General features: G+C 72.4%; 17 protein-coding genes. 9 read left to right on the forward strand and 8 right to left on the reverse strand.

Going from position 1 to position 15932, the window contains the following annotated elements:
• Window positions 1-121: 121 nt before the first annotated feature.
• From FGW37_RS09850 to FGW37_RS09865, 4 genes are all read left to right on the forward strand, one after another.
• Window positions 122-1354: a cytochrome P450 gene (locus tag FGW37_RS09850; RefSeq protein WP_179080723.1), complete on the forward strand. Its 1233-nt coding sequence runs from the start codon at window positions 122-124 to the stop codon at window positions 1352-1354.
• A 244-nt stretch (window positions 1355-1598) separates the two neighbouring features.
• The gene (locus FGW37_RS09855) at window positions 1599-2219 is read left to right on the forward strand and encodes a DUF6230 family protein (RefSeq protein WP_179080724.1); all 621 of its coding nucleotides are present in this window, start codon (window positions 1599-1601) and stop codon (window positions 2217-2219) included.
• 1 nt (window position 2220) lies between these two features.
• Complete coding sequence (locus FGW37_RS33845) at window positions 2221-2880, forward strand: DUF6114 domain-containing protein (RefSeq protein WP_281394799.1); 660 nt, start codon at window positions 2221-2223, stop codon at window positions 2878-2880.
• Window positions 2877-3602, forward strand: coding sequence for a hypothetical protein (locus FGW37_RS09865; RefSeq protein ID WP_179080725.1), 726 nt, complete (start codon window positions 2877-2879; stop codon window positions 3600-3602). Before FGW37_RS33845 ends, FGW37_RS09865 begins: the two co-directional genes overlap by 4 nt.
• On the opposite strand, the gene FGW37_RS09870 is transcribed toward FGW37_RS09865, so the two are convergent.
• From FGW37_RS09870 to FGW37_RS09885, 4 genes are all read right to left on the reverse strand, one after another.
• Entirely contained in the window at window positions 3592-5622 is a 2031-nt protein-coding gene (locus tag FGW37_RS09870) for a bifunctional glycosyltransferase 87/phosphatase PAP2 family protein (RefSeq protein WP_425506502.1), read from the reverse strand. The two genes, FGW37_RS09865 and FGW37_RS09870, sit on opposite strands and share 11 nt — an antisense overlap.
• A 147-nt stretch (window positions 5623-5769) precedes the next feature.
• Entirely contained in the window at window positions 5770-5982 is a 213-nt protein-coding gene (locus tag FGW37_RS09875) for a hypothetical protein (protein WP_246430336.1), read from the reverse strand.
• A 35-nt stretch (window positions 5983-6017) separates the two neighbouring features.
• On the reverse strand, window positions 6018-6368 hold the full coding sequence (locus FGW37_RS09880) for a PH domain-containing protein (protein ID WP_179080727.1): 351 nt from the start codon (window positions 6366-6368) through the stop codon (window positions 6018-6020).
• Between the two features lie 147 nt (window positions 6369-6515).
• On the reverse strand, window positions 6516-8612 hold the full coding sequence (locus tag FGW37_RS09885; protein WP_179080728.1) for an MDR family MFS transporter: 2097 nt from the start codon (window positions 8610-8612) through the stop codon (window positions 6516-6518).
• A 270-nt stretch (window positions 8613-8882) separates the two neighbouring features.
• Here FGW37_RS09885 and FGW37_RS09890 point away from each other — a divergent pair, with 270 nt between their 5' ends.
• Together FGW37_RS09890 and FGW37_RS09895 are read left to right on the forward strand one after the other, a co-directional pair.
• Complete coding sequence (locus tag FGW37_RS09890) at window positions 8883-9563, forward strand: HAD-IA family hydrolase (protein WP_179084611.1); 681 nt, start codon at window positions 8883-8885, stop codon at window positions 9561-9563.
• Window positions 9564-9753: 190 nt separating this feature from the next.
• On the forward strand, window positions 9754-10401 hold the full coding sequence (locus FGW37_RS09895; protein WP_179080729.1) for a hypothetical protein: 648 nt from the start codon (window positions 9754-9756) through the stop codon (window positions 10399-10401).
• An 18-nt stretch (window positions 10402-10419) separates the two neighbouring features.
• Here the strand turns inward: FGW37_RS09895 and FGW37_RS09900 are convergent, their stop codons facing one another.
• Together FGW37_RS09900 and FGW37_RS09905 are read right to left on the reverse strand one after the other, a co-directional pair.
• Window positions 10420-11001, reverse strand: coding sequence for a TMEM165/GDT1 family protein (locus FGW37_RS09900; protein ID WP_179080730.1), 582 nt, complete (start codon window positions 10999-11001; stop codon window positions 10420-10422).
• Window positions 11002-11183: 182 nt separating this feature from the next.
• Entirely contained in the window at window positions 11184-11966 is a 783-nt protein-coding gene (locus tag FGW37_RS09905; RefSeq protein WP_179084612.1) for an ABC transporter permease, read from the reverse strand.
• Window positions 11967-12262: 296 nt separating this feature from the next.
• Between FGW37_RS09905 and FGW37_RS09910 the strand changes: the two genes are divergently transcribed.
• From FGW37_RS09910 to FGW37_RS09920, 3 genes are all read left to right on the forward strand, one after another.
• A complete protein-coding gene (locus tag FGW37_RS09910) occupies window positions 12263-12931 on the forward strand; it encodes an HNH endonuclease family protein (protein ID WP_179080731.1) in 669 nt (222 codons plus the stop codon).
• 214 nt (window positions 12932-13145) lie between these two features.
• Window positions 13146-13640 carry a DoxX family protein gene (locus FGW37_RS09915; RefSeq protein WP_425506503.1) on the forward strand — a complete coding sequence of 165 codons (495 nt, stop codon included), beginning with the start codon at window positions 13146-13148 and terminating at the stop codon, window positions 13638-13640.
• Window positions 13641-13858: 218 nt separating this feature from the next.
• On the forward strand, window positions 13859-14497 hold the full coding sequence (locus FGW37_RS09920; RefSeq protein ID WP_179080732.1) for a DedA family protein: 639 nt from the start codon (window positions 13859-13861) through the stop codon (window positions 14495-14497).
• A gap of 117 nt (window positions 14498-14614) precedes the next feature.
• On the opposite strand, the gene FGW37_RS09925 is transcribed toward FGW37_RS09920, so the two are convergent.
• Window positions 14615-15142, reverse strand: coding sequence for a DUF1990 domain-containing protein (locus FGW37_RS09925; RefSeq protein ID WP_179080733.1), 528 nt, complete (start codon window positions 15140-15142; stop codon window positions 14615-14617).
• Between the two features lie 104 nt (window positions 15143-15246).
• A complete protein-coding gene (gene snpA / locus FGW37_RS09930) occupies window positions 15247-15924 on the reverse strand; it encodes a snapalysin (RefSeq protein WP_179080734.1) in 678 nt (225 codons plus the stop codon).
• Window positions 15925-15932 lie beyond the last annotated feature (8 nt).

Raw genomic sequence — 15932 nt, forward strand, 5'->3', positions numbered from 1 at the left:
TCGCGCACGTCCTGCGCCCGCGACAGATGGCCTCGCGCCCTCCCTTGCCGCCCGCGGCGCGGCGTCACTACCTTCGGGACGCGACCCATAGCTGATGGACCGTCAGATAATGGAGGGGCCCATGCCCTGTCCCGCGCTCCCCGACGGCTTCGACTTCACCGACCCCGACGTCTACCACCACCGCGTCCCCCTCCCGGAGTTCGCCGCGCTGCGCGGCACGGCGCCGGTGTGGTGGAACGCCCAGCCCCACGGCGTCGCCGGCTTCGACGACGACGGCTACTGGGTGGTCACCCGGCACGCGGACGTGAAGGAGGTGTCCACCCGGCCGGACCTCTACTCCGCCGCCCTCAACACCTCGATCATCCGCTTCAACGAGCACATATCCCGCGACCAGATCGACGTCCAGCGGCTCATCATGCTCAACATGGACCCGCCCGAGCACACCCGCGTCCGCCAGATCGTGCAGCGCGGCTTCACGCCGCGCGCGGTCCGCTCCCTGGAGGCGGCCCTGCGCGGGCGCGCGGGCGCGATCGTGGCCGCGGCGCGGGAGCGCGGCAGCGGCGACTTCGTCACCGACGTCGCCTGCGAGCTGCCGCTGCAGGCGATCGCCGAGCTCATCGGCGTCCCGCAGGAGGACCGGGCCCGGATCTTCGACTGGTCCAACAAGATGATCGCCTACGACGACCCCGAGCTGGCGATCACCGAGGAGGTCGGCGCGAACTCCGCGATGGAGCTCATCTCGTACGCGATGAACCTCGCCGCCGCGCGCAAGGAGTGCCCGGCGAAGGACATCGTCAGCCGGCTGGTCGCCGCCGAGGACGAGGGCAACCTGACCTCCGACGAGTTCGGCTTCTTCGTACTGCTGCTGGCCGTCGCCGGCAACGAGACCACGCGCAACGCCATCAGCCACGGCATGCACGCTTTCCTCACCCACCCCGGTCAGTGGGAGCTCTACAAGCGCGAGCGCCCCGCGACCGCGGCGGAGGAGATCGTCCGCTGGGCGACGCCCGTCGTCTCCTTCCAGCGCACGGCCACCCGGGACACCGAACTCGGCGGCGCCCGCATCCGCGCAGGTCAGCGCGTGGGCATCTTCTACGCCTCCGCCAACAACGACCCCGAGGTCTTCACGGACCCGGAGGTCTTCGACATCACCCGCGATCCCAATCCGCACCTGGGCTTCGGCGGCGGCGGACCGCACTTCTGCCTCGGCCGGTCGCTGGCCGCGCTGGAGATCGACCTCATCTTCAACGCGGTCGCCGACACGCTCCCGGACATCCGGCTGGAGGGCGAGCCGCGGCGGTTGCGGTCGGCCTGGCTGAACGGGATCAAGGAGCTGAAGGTCCGCTATCGGTAATCGGTCGTCCTGATGGCTGACTGACATAGCTGATTGATCGTCAATTTCCTTTACCTGCAGGGGAATAGTCCGTACCGGGACCTTGTACGGCGACGGCCCCGGACTTACTCTCGGGTACACCTTCCGGGCAGGCCCGTTCGTCACGCCCCACGCCCGTCACAGCACCGACCCGCGCGATGCGGCGCGACACGGCGGCCACCCGTCCGGCAGCTCTCATCCGAGGCTCTCCGAGGGGACGATCAGCATGAATGACGCGCACAGCAGACCGGTCACGGGGCGGGTCAGGTGGCGCAAGTTCGCCGTCCTGGCCGTGCCCGGCTTCGCGGCCACGGCGGCGCTGGCCGTCGCGCTCGCCGAAGGGGCCCTCGCGGCCTCGTTCGCCGTGTCGGGCCAGGAGTTCAAGGTCTCGGCCGACAGCCTGGAGGGCAAGGGATTCGCGCAGTACGGCGGCGTGGACACCAACGCCCGCGGCGACCTGCTGCCCGTGGCGGTCACCGCGATCAAGGAGGCCGAGCTGAAGAAGCTCTGCCAGTCCGTGGTCACCCACCTGCCCGTCATCGGGGACATCTCCCTCAACCTGACGGCGGGCGGGAGCGGCACCCCGGTCCGGGCCACCAACCTCTTCATCGACGCCACCCAGCTCGGCGGCGACGCCGAGTTCACGAACATCGAGATCGGCCGCGACGCCTCCACCCTCGACAAGGGCCCGGACGGTGCCCAGGGCATGCAGGACCTCTTCGCCCAGCAGGCCGACCGCGTCAGCATGAAGAAGGTCCGGCAGGTCGCCTGGGCGACCAACGCAGGAACGTTCAGGCTCTCCGGCCTGAAGATGAACATCTCCAAGGGCAAGCAGGAGTGCTTCTGACGTGGCGGCCGGCACCGGGACCGCCGCCGCCCGTCCCCGCCCCCGTCGGCGGCCGTGGGCCGCGTGGCGCCGGTGGCGCAAGGCGCGGCCCTTCTGGGGCGGCCTCGCCACCGTGCTCGCCGGAACGGAGATCTCCGTCATCCCGCTGGCGCCGCTGAAGATCATGCTCCATCAGGGGATCGCGGGCATCCCCTCGGTCCTGATGGGCCTGGTCATGGTGCTGATGGGCCTGAGCGCGTGGTTCGCGCCGCAGTACCGGACCCTCGCCGGGGTGGTGACCGTCATGATCGCGGCCGCTGCGCTGGTGATGTCGAACCTCGGCGGGTTCCTTTTCGGCACCATCCTCGGCGTCATCGGCGGCGGCATGGTCTTCGCATGGCAGCCGGTGGGGTCGGCGCCGGTGCCGGCACCGGAGGGCACGCCCCGTGCCGGAGACACGCCCGCCGCCGGAGAGGCGACCGACGCGCCTGGCGGGCCCGGAGAGGCCCGCGCTTCCGGCGAGGCCCACGCCCCCGGTGAGAACCAGGCCCGCGACGAGGCCGGCGAGTCCGACGCCTCCGGCCGGCCCGGCAACGAGCAGGCCCACGCACCGCACGACGGGGCGCGCCCCGGACCGCACCACGATCCCCCCGCGCACCTCCCACACAAGGAGACCCGATGACCTCCGTGACCTCTCGCAGACTCCGTCCCCGCGCCCTCCTCGCCTGCGGCGCCGGGCTGGCCGCCACCGCCGCCCTCACCCTCACCGGTGCCGCGGGCGCCCAGACGGGCCCGGCCACCGGCCCGGCCGCAGGCCCGGTCACCGCCGCGGGATCCACCACCGTCACCCCGGCCGGCCACTCCTTCGCGGCCACGCTCAACGGGAAGGCCACGTTCAAGGCCGGTTCGGTGACCGCCACGTGTACGGCCTCCAGCTCGCAGCCGTCGACCGGCTCCGACAACAACCGGATACCCGACGCGCCCGGTAACCAGAACCCCTCGGGGCCGGTCTCCAGCAGCATCAACCCGCCCACGTACTCCGGCTGCACCGCCAGCATCGCCGGGGTGACCACGACCGTCACCACGTCCGGCACGTGGGGCGTGGCCATGCAGCACGGGTCGCCGATCAGCGCCACCCTCACCATCCCGGCCGGCGGCTTCGTCCTGGAGTCCAAGGGCCTGGCCAACTGCACGATCACGGCCGCGCCGACCGCGCCCGCGGACATCCTGACGACCTACACCAACGGCGCCCCGTCCAAGCTCACGGTCACCAACGCCAACGTCCCGGTGAAGGTCACGGGCGGATTCGGGTGCCCGACCAGCGCGACGTCGTCGGTGTTCAACGCCGTCTACGACATCACCGACACCACCGACCCCGGCTCCCAGATCACCGTCAGCGACTGAGCCGGACCCCCGCGGGCAGCGGATCGCTCTCGCTGCGCGCCGCCGGCACCTTGCCGAACGCCTGCCGCCCCGGGCCGCTGAGCGCGTACTGGACGGCGAAACCGGACAGCACGACGAGCGCACCGCCGACCGCGTCGAGCAGGTAGTGGTTGGCGGTGCCGACGATCACGGAGAGCGTCAGCAGCGGGTAGAGCATGCCCAGGCACTTCATCCACAGCTTCGGCGTGACGACGGCGATCACGATGCCGCACCACAGCGACCAGCCGATGTGCAGCGACGGCATGGCGGCGTACTGGTTGGACAGCTCCGTCAGCGTCCCGAAGTCGGGGTTGTCGAAGTCCTGCGGGCCGTTGGCCGTGTCGATGAAGCCGAGGCCGGGCATCAGCCGCGGCGGCGCCAGCGGGTAGACCCAGAAGCCGGCCAGCGCGATCAGCGTGGCCAGGGACAGCGCGGTCCTGGCCCAGCGGTAGGTGCCGGGCCGGCGCACGTAGAGGTAGGCCAGCAGGGACACCGGCACCAGGAAGTGGAAGGTGCCGTAGTAGTAGTTCATGCCGTCGGTGAGCCAGCCGACGCCCGCCACGAAGTGGTTGAAGCCGTGCTCGACGTCGATGTGCAGGAACTCCTCGATGCCGAGGATCTGCCGGCCGTGGGCCTCCGCGAGGGAGCGTTCCCCGGTCGCCTGCGCGCGGATGATCGAGTAGACCCAGTAGCCGACCCGCATCAGCATCAGATCCAGCAGGACGTTCGGCCGGGTCAGCGGGCGCTTCCAGAAGCGGAGGAGCGGAACCCAGGCGAAGCGGCCCTGCTGCGGCTCGGTCACCGGTGTCGGCAGCGGCCGCTCCCAGCCCTCCGCCGTGCGCGAGAGGAAGGGCACCACGCAGGCCGCGAGGAGCGCGGCGAGCAGCGGGGCGTTGTCCCCGAGGGGACGCAGGAACGGGTTGTCCGGCATCAGCGCGGTGCTCGTGAGCGTCATCACCAGGACGACGAGCGCGGGCCACGCCAGCCGGTCGGCGCGGCGCTTGCCGACCCGGCCGACGACCGCGAGCAGGATCCACAGCTGCTGGTGCTGCCAGGCCGTCGGCGAGACCGCGACGGCCGTGCAGCCGGCGACGGCGGTCGCGAGCAGGACCTGCCCGTCGCGGGCGTAGCGCGCGGCGCGGCGCAGGCCGAGCACGACGACGGCCGCGGCCAGCAGCCCGTACAGCACCGGTTCGGCCGGGCCGTGCAGGCCCAGGCGGAGCAGCAGGCCGTGCAGGGACTGGTTGGCGAGCCCGTCGGGAGCGTGGCCGAGGCCCGCGCCGGCGATGTGGTGGATCCAGTACGTCCACGAGTCGTCCGGCATGAACACCCATGTGAGTGCCGAGCAGGCCACGAAGGTGACACCGGTGGCGGCGGCCGCCCGGCGGCGGCCCGTCAGCCACAGCAGGCCGGCGAAGAGCAGCACGGTGGGCTGCAGCGCCGCGGCGATCCCGATGAGCAATCCGCTCGTACGACCGGAGCCCTGCGCGAGGCGGGGCGGGCAGCAGCCGAAGAGCACCAGCAGGACGGGGATGATGCTCGTCTGCCCGAGCGTGAAGGTGTTGCGCACGGGCAGCGAGGCCACGGTGAGGATCACGGCCACGGGCGCGGCCAGCAGCGCCGTACGGCGCGGGACCGGCCCCGGCAGGGAGCGGGCGGCGACGAGCGCGAGGGCCACGACCAGCAGGAGCGTGCCGAACGTCCAGAAGATGCCGAGGCTCTGCTCGGCGGCGTGCGTCAACGGTTTGAGCACGAGCCCCGCGAAAGGGGTACCGGTGAACCGGTCCGTGTCGTAGAGCGAGCCGCGCACATGAAGGACACCGTTGTCGCCGATCCACCGGCCGAGGTCGGTGAAGCGCCGCTCGGGAGGCAGTCTCAGCACCACCGCGGCCTGACGCACCGCCAGCAGCCCGGCGAGGAGCCACAGCACGCCCAAGGCGAGACCGGTCCTCGATCCCGCTCCCGGCGGACTTCCCAGCCCACCCCTCTGTGCATTCGCCACGCCCCGACGCTCCTCCAGTCGCCCGGTCAGGTCACCTCGTAGAGCTCTTTGAGACCTTACTGAGTCCTGAAGAAGAGACGCAGGTCACTGCCGAGTCCCCTGTCCGCGTCGCGCGGTTGTCCGAATGACGACAGTCGGGCGGACGTTCTACCAGGGGGTCACCTGGCGGATGTAGACGCGTTCATGACGCGGCACTGTCTGGTAGTCGAACATCCCGCCCGCCACGACGGCAGTGCCCCCCTGCGGCGACATCCCTTCGTAGGAGGCCCCGTGCAAATACAGGGCCTCGGCCGCGCGAACCAGCTCGGACGCCTTCTCCTCAACGTCCTTGACGAGGACAGGCGGCAGCCCTGCAATCACGTGGAGCTCGTCCGGAACGTACTCCCACGCCCAGCTCACCCGGCGGCCTCGCGGGCCTCGGTGAGGACGGCCTGGAGCTCGTCCATGGCGGCGAGCCACGCCGGATCGTCGCGGTCCAGGCTCTGAACCGTGAGCTCCGCGGCACGACGCCGTGCCAGGAGGTCCGGGCGCCGCTCGATCTCGACCTCGCCCGCCCAGATGGTCATCCAGCCGTGGATCGGCCCGAGGCTGTTGTTCTGGGCCGCCAGTTGGAACGCCTCGTTCTTCTGCCGTTCCATCTCGGCGAGGCGGTGCGGAGCGATCCGGGCGAGGGCGAGCCGCAGAGCGTCGGGGGTGCGCTCGGGTCGCGGCATGGCCTCCCCGGTGGACTGTTCGGCTGCGCTCATGCTGCGCCCCTCTCCTCGCCTGCGGCTGTTGCGTGGGTGACTGCAGCGGTCACCGGGCCCACGCTACCGGCGAATTCCGGGCCGAGGAGCCCCGCCGTCGGCGCGCCCTTCGATCCGATGCGCTGTCGAACGGGAGATCCAAGCCGGTCACGGCCGCTGGTGTCGGTCCCACCGCGCGTCGTGGTCCCGCAGGGGCTCCGCGTCGCCGTCGTGGGGCTGTTCCGCGTCCGAGCCGCACAGTTCGGTGGTGAGTTCCCGGACGAGGGCGTCGAGGTCGGTGGGGCGGTCCGGGGTCCACCAGTTGCCGAGGAGTTCGGCGAGGGATTCCTCGCGGGCCCGGAAGAGCAGGCCCGCGACGCGCCGGCCCTCGTCCGTCATGACGAGGGGCAGGCCTTCGCGGCGGGCGAGGCCGCGGACCTCCAGCTGGATGGCGGCCTCGGTGACGGCGCGCAGGGGGACGTCGACGCGCTCGGCGAGCAGGGAGGGCTCCACGGAGCCGTAGCGGTTCATGCGCAGGAGCATCCAGCTCGCGGCGGGGCGCAGGTCGAGCCCGGCCCGTGCGGTGATCACCTCGTAGACCTTCTTGCGGCCCTCGCGGCTGCCGAGCAGGGACAGGGCGCGGGCGACCTCGTCGCGCGAGGAGCGTTCGACGGGGTTGCTGGACATGACCTCGCTGTTGTCGGGCGCGGTGACGCTGCCCCGCAGCGGTTCCTCCCTCAGCAGCCAGGCGAGGGCGAAGGCGACGAGCGCGGCGGGCACCGCGTAGAGGAAGACGTCGGTGATGGATGCGGAGTAGGCGGCGAGGACGCCCGCCCGCTCTCCCGGCGGGAGGGCGGTGACCGCCCGCGGGTCGGCCTGGAGTCGGTCGGCGCTGACGCCGGCGGGGAGGCTCGCGCCGGCGAGGGCGTCGGCGATCCGCGGCCCGAGCTTGTTGGCGAAGATCGTGCCGAAGATGGAGACGCCGAAGGACGCGCCGATGGAGCGGAAGAAGGTGGCGCCGGAGGTGGCGACGCCGAGGTCGCGGTAGGCGACGGCGTTCTGCACGACCAGGACGAGGACCTGCATGACGAGGCCGAGACCGAAGCCGAAGACGAAGAAGTACGCGCTCATCTCCCCGGTGCTGCTGGCGGGGGCGAGCTGGTGCAGCAGGAGCAGGCCGATGCTGATCACGGCCGTGCCGGCGATCGGGAAGACCTTGTAGCGGCCGGTGCGGCTGACGATCTGGCCGGAGGCGGTCGAGGCGATGAGCAGCCCGGCCACCATCGGCAGCATGTGCACCCCGGACATGGTCGGCGAGACGCCCTGCACGACCTGCAGGAACGTCGGCAGGTAGGTCATCGAGCCGAACATCGCGAAGCCGACGACGAAGCCGATCACCGAGCAGAGGGTGAAGGTGCGGATCCGGAAGAGCTTCAGCGGCAGGACGGGCTCGGCGGCGCGCCGCTCCACCAGTACGAAGGGGACGAGCAGCACCACGCCGAGCACGCCGAGTCCGATGATCTGCCAGGACGACCAGGGGTAGGTCGTGCCGCCGAGGGAGGTCATCAGGACCAGGCACGTGGCGACGGCCGCGATGAGGAAGGTGCCGAGGTAGTCGATGCGGTGCGGGGTGCGGCGGGCCGGGATGTGCAGGACGGCGGCGATGGTGAAGAGGGCGACGATGCCGATGGGGACGTTGATGTAGAAGACCCAGCGCCAGCTGAGGTGGTCGACGAACAGTCCGCCGAGGAGCGGGCCGAGCACGCTCGTACCGCCGAAGACCGCGCCGAACAGGCCCTGGTAGCGGCCGCGGTCCCGGGGCGGCACGAGGTCGCCGACGATCGCCATCGACAGCACCATCAGCCCGCCGCCGCCGAGGCCCTGCAGGGCGCGGAAGGCGATGAGCTCGCCCATGTTCTGGGCGATGCCGCACAGCACGGAGCCGATCAGGAAGATGACGATGGCCGTCTGGAAGAGCTTCTTGCGCCCGTACTGGTCGCCGAGCTTGCCCCACAGGGGGGTCGCGGCGGTGGAGGCGAGCAGGTAGGCGGTGACGACCCACGAGAGGTGTTCGAGGCCGCCGAGGTCGCTCACGATCGTGGGCAGGGCGGTGGAGACGATGGTCTGGTCCAGGGCGGCCAGCAGCATGCCGAGCAGCAGGGCCCCGATCGCGACGAGGACGGTGCGCCGGGGCTGCCCCGCGCCGGGCGCGGGCAGGGGCTCGGGCTCCGCGGCCACGGAGGGGCCCGGGGTGTCGTCCGCCATGGGCGCTCCTGGGGTCTCCTGGGATCTCCTGGAACTACATCTCCTGGAACTACGGGGTGCTTCCCTCGCTACTCGTCTCGCGCGCCACTCGTCTCGCGCGCGAAACGCTCTTCCATGGTGGTCCGGATCACCCCGTCCGGCCCGCCGGGGTAGGCCATTGGCTTTCCGGGCGGGACTTTTTGTATCGTTAGGAAACAAAGTGGTCCCGCCCGTATTCCCTGACCGGCGGGCGGGACCGCCTTGCCTTACTCCCGCGCCCTGGAGCCGTCGATGCAGGCCTACGCCCCCACCACGACCACGCTGACCGCCCGCGCCCTGCTCCTGGACATGGACGGGACGATCGTCAACTCCGACGCCGTCGTGGAGCGCTGCTGGCGCGAGTGGGCCGCCGAGCACGGGCTCGACGGTGACGCCGTGATGAAGGTCGTCCACGGCCGCCAGGGCTACGCCACGATGGCCGTGCTGCTCCCGGACCGCCCGATGGAGCAGAACCACGCCGACAACCGCCGGATGCTGGCCGCCGAGACCGCCGACGTCGACGGCGTCGTCCCGGTCGCCGGCGCCCCGGCCTTCATGGCCGCCCTCGCCTCCCTCCCGCACGCCCTGGTCACCTCCGCCGACCGTGCTCTGGCCGAGGCCCGCATGGGCGCGGCGGGCCTGCCCATGCCGGAGGTCCGCGTGACCGCGGAGTCCGTCGGCGCGAGCAAGCCGGACCCGGAGGGCTTCCTCAAGGGCGCCGCGGCCCTGGGCTTCGCCCCCGCGGACTGCATCGTCTTCGAGGACTCCGAGGCGGGCATCGCGGCCGGCAAGGCGGCGGGCATGCGCGTGGTGGGCGTCGGCCCGCGCGCGGCGGCCCACAACCCGGACGTGGCGGTGGCGGACCTGACGCAGGTACGGATCGAGGCGTCGGAGGACGGCGCGGTCCTCCTGCGAGTCGGCCGGCAGGCGTAGGCGTCACCGGCCGCTTCCACGGCCCCGTACGTGCTGGTCCGGACGCCCGGCGCCCGGACGCCCGGGCGCCCTGACAAGCGCCCCCGGGCATGGCTCCAAATGCCCTAGGCACGGCGCCCCCTCCTCGGCTGGACTACGGCTGCAACGCATCACACCCCCACGCCCGCCGTGAACAGGAGTGAGCTGCCGCATGATCCACATGACCGAGACGCTGGCCGTGCACACCATCGAGGGCTTCCTCACCCCCGACGAGACGGCCGAGCTCCGCAAGCTGCTGGACGAGCACCTCGCCACGACCGGCTGGACCCCTGCGCGGGCGAGCGACGGCATGGTGCCGCCCGGGCCGGTCCAGGACATCCTGGCGACCGCCTTCGAGCGGGCCCTGCCGGCCGTCCGGCGGGTCTTCCCCTCCGTCGCCGCGGCCACGCCGTGGGACTACCACGACCTCGGGCCGGGCGACCGCATCGACCCGCACGTCCACGGCGTGAGCGACCTCGGCAGCGGGCCGCAGCGGGTCGCCCGGGTGGCGTTCCACCTCCAGGAGGCGGAGCGCGGCGGCGAGTTCTTCGTCGACACCTGCTCCTCCGGCGCCCTGTGGACCGACCGCACCGCCGGCCCGGACAGCGCCTTCGCCCCCGGCACCCGGTTCACCCGCGAGATCTCCCACGACGCGGGACCGGAGGCCCTCGCCGAGCTGGACGCCATCCCGCGCACCCGCTGGACCAGCGCCCCGCCCGCCGGCACGGCCGTCGTCTACGGGGCGCAGCTCGTCCACGGCGTGCAGACCGTACGGGAGGGGCGGCTGCGGAAGCTGATCACCAATCTGCTCGACGGGTGACCGGCGACGCGGTGGCGGCTAGCCCGCGACCGACTCGTACAGGCTGAAGCCCGCGAGTCCCAGCATCACCACGGCCGCCACCTTGGTGATCAGCGCCAGCGGCACGTACTTCATCAGGGTGCGGCCGCCGACGATGCCCAGGCCCGCGACGGCCCACAGGGCCAGCACGGCGCCCAGGCCCACCGACAGCGGATCGTCGTAGCGGGCGGCGAGGTTGGCGGTCATGATCTGGGTGAGGTCGCCGAACTCGGCGACGAGGATCAGCATGAAGCCGGCCCCCGAGACCTTCCAGAAGGACTGGTCGGCGGGCTTGCGCAACTCCTCGTCGCCCTCGTCCTTCTTGAACAGCAGCATGACCGCGCCCGCGAGGAACAGCAGGCCGACCACGCACTGGACGAGGCGGTGCGGCAGCAGCGTCAGGACGCTCCCGGCGGCCACGGCGAGCGCGACGTGCACGGCGAAGGCTGCGGCGACCCCGGCGAAGACGTAGCTCGCGCGGTAGCGGGTGCCGAGCATGAGGCCGGCCAGGGCGGTCTTGTCGGGCAGTTCGGCGAGGAAGACGACGCCGAAGGCCAGGGCGGCGACGGTGAAGCTGATCACGAAGGCATTCCCTCAGTCGGTGGGTGCTGCTGCACCGAGGGGACCTGAGCCTGTCGAGGGGTCGCTTCGGCACGGCAGCGTCGTGGACACTGCGGCCGAAGGTCTCGCTGGCGGGCGCGGACGCCTGCCTCCGGGCGCCGGCCGAGGCGAGCTCGGCAGTATGTCGACGGTCCGGCGAAGAGCTACTCCCCTTCTGCTCCGTTCAGGGTACGCGACCGGCGGGCGAGCCGCCTCGGGCCGGTGGCCGGCTCCCGGCCCGAGGCCTCGTCGCGGTGGAGCAGCCCCCGCGCCACCAGCTCCAGGACGAGCGCCACGGCCACCGCCTGCACGGCCAGCAGCGCGACCAGGACGAACAGCTGCACCGCGCCCGCGAGCAGCGGTGACTCGCCGCCGAGCAGCATGCCCACGAACGCGCCGGGCAGTGTGACCAGACCCACGGTGCGGGTCTGGTCGAGGCCCGGCAGCAGGGCGTCGGACGCGGCCGGGCGGGCGATCTCCAGGCGGGCGTCACGGTCGGCCATGCCGAGCGCCAGGCCGGCCTCCACCTCGCCGTACCGCGTGTGCAGCTCGTCGAGGGCGCGCCGGCCGCCGAGGACCGTCGCCGTGAGCCCGCCGCCGATGAGGATCCCGGTGACCGGGATCAGGGCGATGCCCTTGAGCGGCACGAGCCCGGTGAGCAGCAGCAGGGCGACGACCGGCAGCACCGCCGCGCCGATCGGCACCGCGGCCCACCACCAGGTGCGGTTGTCGGTGATGCGCCGCCCGGCGGTCCGCACCGCGACGGCGAACATCAGCCCGACGAAGCACAGGAGGAGCGGCACCGCGCGGACCACCCAGCCGATGACGGCGGAGACCGCGGCCAGCTGGGCGGCCGCCCGCACCCCGGCGACGGCGATCGAGCGGGCGTGCCCGCGGCCCCGCCCGTCGGCGAGCCGGGCGACGGCTGCGACGGCCACCGCGGCCATGAGCAGGACGGCGAGCACCACGGCGAGCGTGGCGTTGACGGGCAGCAGCGCTGCAGCGGCGAGCACGCGGCCCACCCTAGGCGGCCCGAACGACCGGTTACCGACGGTCGCATGGCGGCGTGTCAGAAAAGCGCCGCACGGCGGGGCCTGGCGCGGCCAAGGTCACGTGAAAGGGCTCTTGCCTTGTCATGGTCGCGTCGTCACCCTGTTACCTGGCGACCACCCCCCGGAAACCGGACGCCGCGATCCTGGCCGCTCCCGACGGCCCAAGTCCCCCCACATCACAGGGAGTTCCCATGTCCGCAATACGCACCCCCTCCGCCGCGCGCGGTCTCTACGCGCGTCGCGCCGCCGTGGCGTGCGGCCTCGCCGCGCTGACCGGCTCGCTCACCCTCGGCGGGGGCACGGCCCACGCCGCGCCGCCCACCCCGCCGGACGCCGCGACCGTCCGGGGCTACCTCGGCGAGCTGAAGGTGAGCGCCGAGGGCTCCATGGACGGCTACAGCCGGACGAAGTTCCCGCACTGGAGCACCCAGTCCGGGCAGTGCAACACCCGCGAGGTCGTCCTCAAGCGCGACGGCGAGGACGTGCAGCAGGACGGCAAGTGCGCCGCCGTCTCCGGCACCTGGGCCTCCCCTTACGACGGCGCCACCTGGCACGACGCCCAGGACATCGACATCGACCACATCGTTCCGCTCGCCCAGGCCTGGCGCTCGGGGGCGAACACCTGGACCACGGCGCAGCGCCAGGCGTTCGCCAACGACCTGACCCGGCCGCAGCTGATCGCCGTGACGGACCGCGTCAACCAGGCGAAGGGCGACAAGGACCCGGCGCAGTGGATGCCGCCGCTGAACTCCTACGCCTGCACGTACGCGCGGATGTGGGTCACGGTGAAGCACCACTACAAGCTGACCGTCGACTCCGCCGAGAAGGAGAAGCTGGCGGCGGTCCTCAACGGCTGCTGAGGCGGCCCTTCCCCCAGCCTTCGCACCGTGGGGCGGTCCGGATGGATATCCATCCGGACCGCCCCACTGTCATGCAGGCGGCAATCGGTCCCCACGCGTTTCGGAGCGGAGTCCGGCACAATGAATCAAGAACTTGAACTTGCAAGTATCGATTAGGGGTACCTAACCTGGTTCCCTCATCGTTCCCTGTCCCCGATACGAGGAGCCCCCCGTCATGCCCCCCACGCCCACCGCCCCCTCCCCCTCCGCCCCGGCGCCCGCCGCCCCCGCGAGAACCTCCGCGGACACGGCCCCGGCCCTGGCGCAGCAGCTCGACGCGGCCCGCCCGTACGTCCTGTCCGCCTTCCGGATCGTGGTCGGCCTGCTCTTCGCCTGCCACGGCGCCGCCTCCCTCTTCGGCGTCCTCGGCGGGGCGGCCGGCAGCAACGGCGGCACCATCGAGGCCGGCACCTGGCCGGGCTGGTACGCGGCCGTCATCCAGCTCGTCGCCGGCGCGCTCGTCCTGCTCGGCGTGGGCACCCGCACCGGGGCCCTGATCGCCTCCGGCTCCATGGCGTATGCGTACTTCGACGTGCACCAGAGCATGGCGCTGTGGCCGATCCAGAACGGCGGCGAGGCCTCCGCGATGTTCTGCTGGGCCTTCCTGCTCCTGGTCTTCACCGGCCCGGGCGCGCTGTCCCTGGACCGGCTCTTCTCCCGCCGCGACTGAGCCGCGGAGCGGGTCCGGACCGCTCCCGGACCCGCCCGGACCCGCCCGGTGCGTGACCCGGCGTCATCGATGTCGTAATCCGTACCGTGATGCGTACAACATCACCACCCCCGCTCACACGTCACACGCGCCCCAGGCGTACGCTGTGCGGTTGTGAAGGCCGCCCCTGCCGCTCCCCTGCGACGTCGCGGCGGGGGACCGTACCGGGAGATCAGGACGTGCTGGAGAAGCTGGGGGCGTTGGCCGACACCCCATGGATCTACGTGATCGTCGGGATCTCCGTACTGCTCGACGTCTTCCTCCCGGTCCTCCCCAGCGGCGTCCTGGTGATCACGGCGGCGACCGCCGCCGCGGGCACCGCGGCCGACGCCGTCGGCGGCGCGGCCCACGGCCACGCCGGCTTCTCCGAGATGCTGCCGCTGGTCATGTGTGCCGCGACCGCGTCCGTCATGGGCGACATGGTCGCCTACCGGCTCGCCTGGCGCGGCGGCGACCGCTTCGACCGGGCCATCGCCCGCTCGCGCCGGCTGACCGCCGCGCAGGCCAAGCTCGGCACGGCGCTGCTGCGCGGCGGCGGCCCCCTGGTGGTCGTCGCCCGCTTCGCACCGGCCGGCCGGTCGGTCGTCAGCCTCGGCGCCGGTGTGATGCACCGCCGGGCCGCCGAGTTCCTCCCGTGGTCCGCCCTGGCCGGTCTGACCTGGGCCGCGTACAGCGTGAGCCTCGGCTACTTCGGCGGCCAGTGGCTCGGCGCCGGCTGGATCGGCACGGCCGTCTCCTTCTTCGCCCTCTTCGCCGCAGGCGCGGGCGCCGCGTACGTCGTGAAGCGCCCCGGGGCGCGCGAGGCGCAACAGGCGTAGCTACGGCATCGACCGTACGTCCGGTAGGTGACGGATGGACGATGGGATTCCGCGGTCGCACGAGCGTGCGTACGCCCGGCCGTCCGCCCTTCTACGTCGCCCGGCGGGTGGTCTCCGTCACTTCGCCGCGCGGGCGGTCTCCGCACGCAGCACCCGCGCGCAGTGGCGCGCGTACCTGCGCTGGAAGGCCGGCACCAGCGGCCCGGCGGCCCGGGTGAACCAGCGCGCCGGACGGCTGAACGCGGTCACGGCCAGGCGTACGTCCTCCGCGCCGTCGAGGGTGACGACGAAGGACTCCTCTCCGCACTCGGGATGGCCCGGCAGCGTGCCGTAGGCGAAGCCCGCGCGGCGCTCCTCCCGCACGGCCCAGACGACCGCGCAGGACCCCGAGGCGCGCAGCGGGCCGAGGCCGAGGGAGAGGTCCACGGTGACGCCGGGGGCGGCCGGGAGGGTACCGGCGGGGATGCGGACGCCGGCGGCGCGGTGCATGCGCCAGGAGAGCAGCGCGTCGGCCGCGGCCTCGAAGACGGGGCGGCCGCGGCCCAGGTAGCCGACCTCACGGAGGTGGTAGTAGCCGGCGGGGAGCGGCCGGCGGGCGGTGGCGCCGGCCTCCGGGTAGGTGAGTCCGGGGGGCACGTGTGTCATCGGTTCCAGTATGGGCCGCACGGGCCCGGAGACGGGCGGCGGCCCGGCTCCGCGAGGGAACCGGGCCGCCGGACGGGCAGGACCCTGCCGGGTGAGCGTGGAGCTCATCGAGCCGTGGTGAACACTCCCTTGTCGTCCTTCTTGAAGGCCGACAGGCCGTTGGCCCAGAGCTGGTTGACCCGGTTGCTCTCGGCGCTGTTCGGGCGGGTGTTCTGACAGGACGGGCCGGGGCCGCCGCCCGACATCAGCTCGCTGCACGGACCGGAGTAGTGGTCCGGCAGCCCGAGGACGTGACCGGTCTCGTGCGCGGTGACGCGCGTGGAGTTGTACTGCTGGTTCTGCCGGTAGTCGAGGAAGATGTAGCCGCGCCCGTGGCCGTCGGTGCTCGCGTACGAGCCGCGGGAGTCGTTGCCCTCGTAGTAGCTGAAGTCGGCATTGCTGCCCGCACGCAGCTGGACGTTGCGCACGGAGCTGTTCCAGATCTGGGCGCTGGCCGCTATCTGGGAGGCGAAGCTGGGCGCTCTGCTGGCGTCGTAGGTGACCGTGACGGCCCGGAGGCCCGGCGACTTCGCGGCCTTGGCCTGCGCCGACTTCATCACCGCGTCGAAGAACGCCTTGTTGCCGGCCTCTTCGGCCGACGAGCCGGCGTAGGACGACTGCACGGTCTGCACCGTCTGCGATCCCGTGGCCGACGGGGCGGAGGCGGACGCGGGGACCGCCGTCATCGCCGCCGAGAGCCCGAGGCCGATCGCCGCCGACAGCACCATCGTGGAGCGTTTCATGTGGGGGA

This window comes from Streptomyces rectiverticillatus, from assembly GCF_013394065.1.
Classification (GTDB): domain Bacteria; phylum Actinomycetota; class Actinomycetes; order Streptomycetales; family Streptomycetaceae; genus Streptomyces; species Streptomyces rectiverticillatus.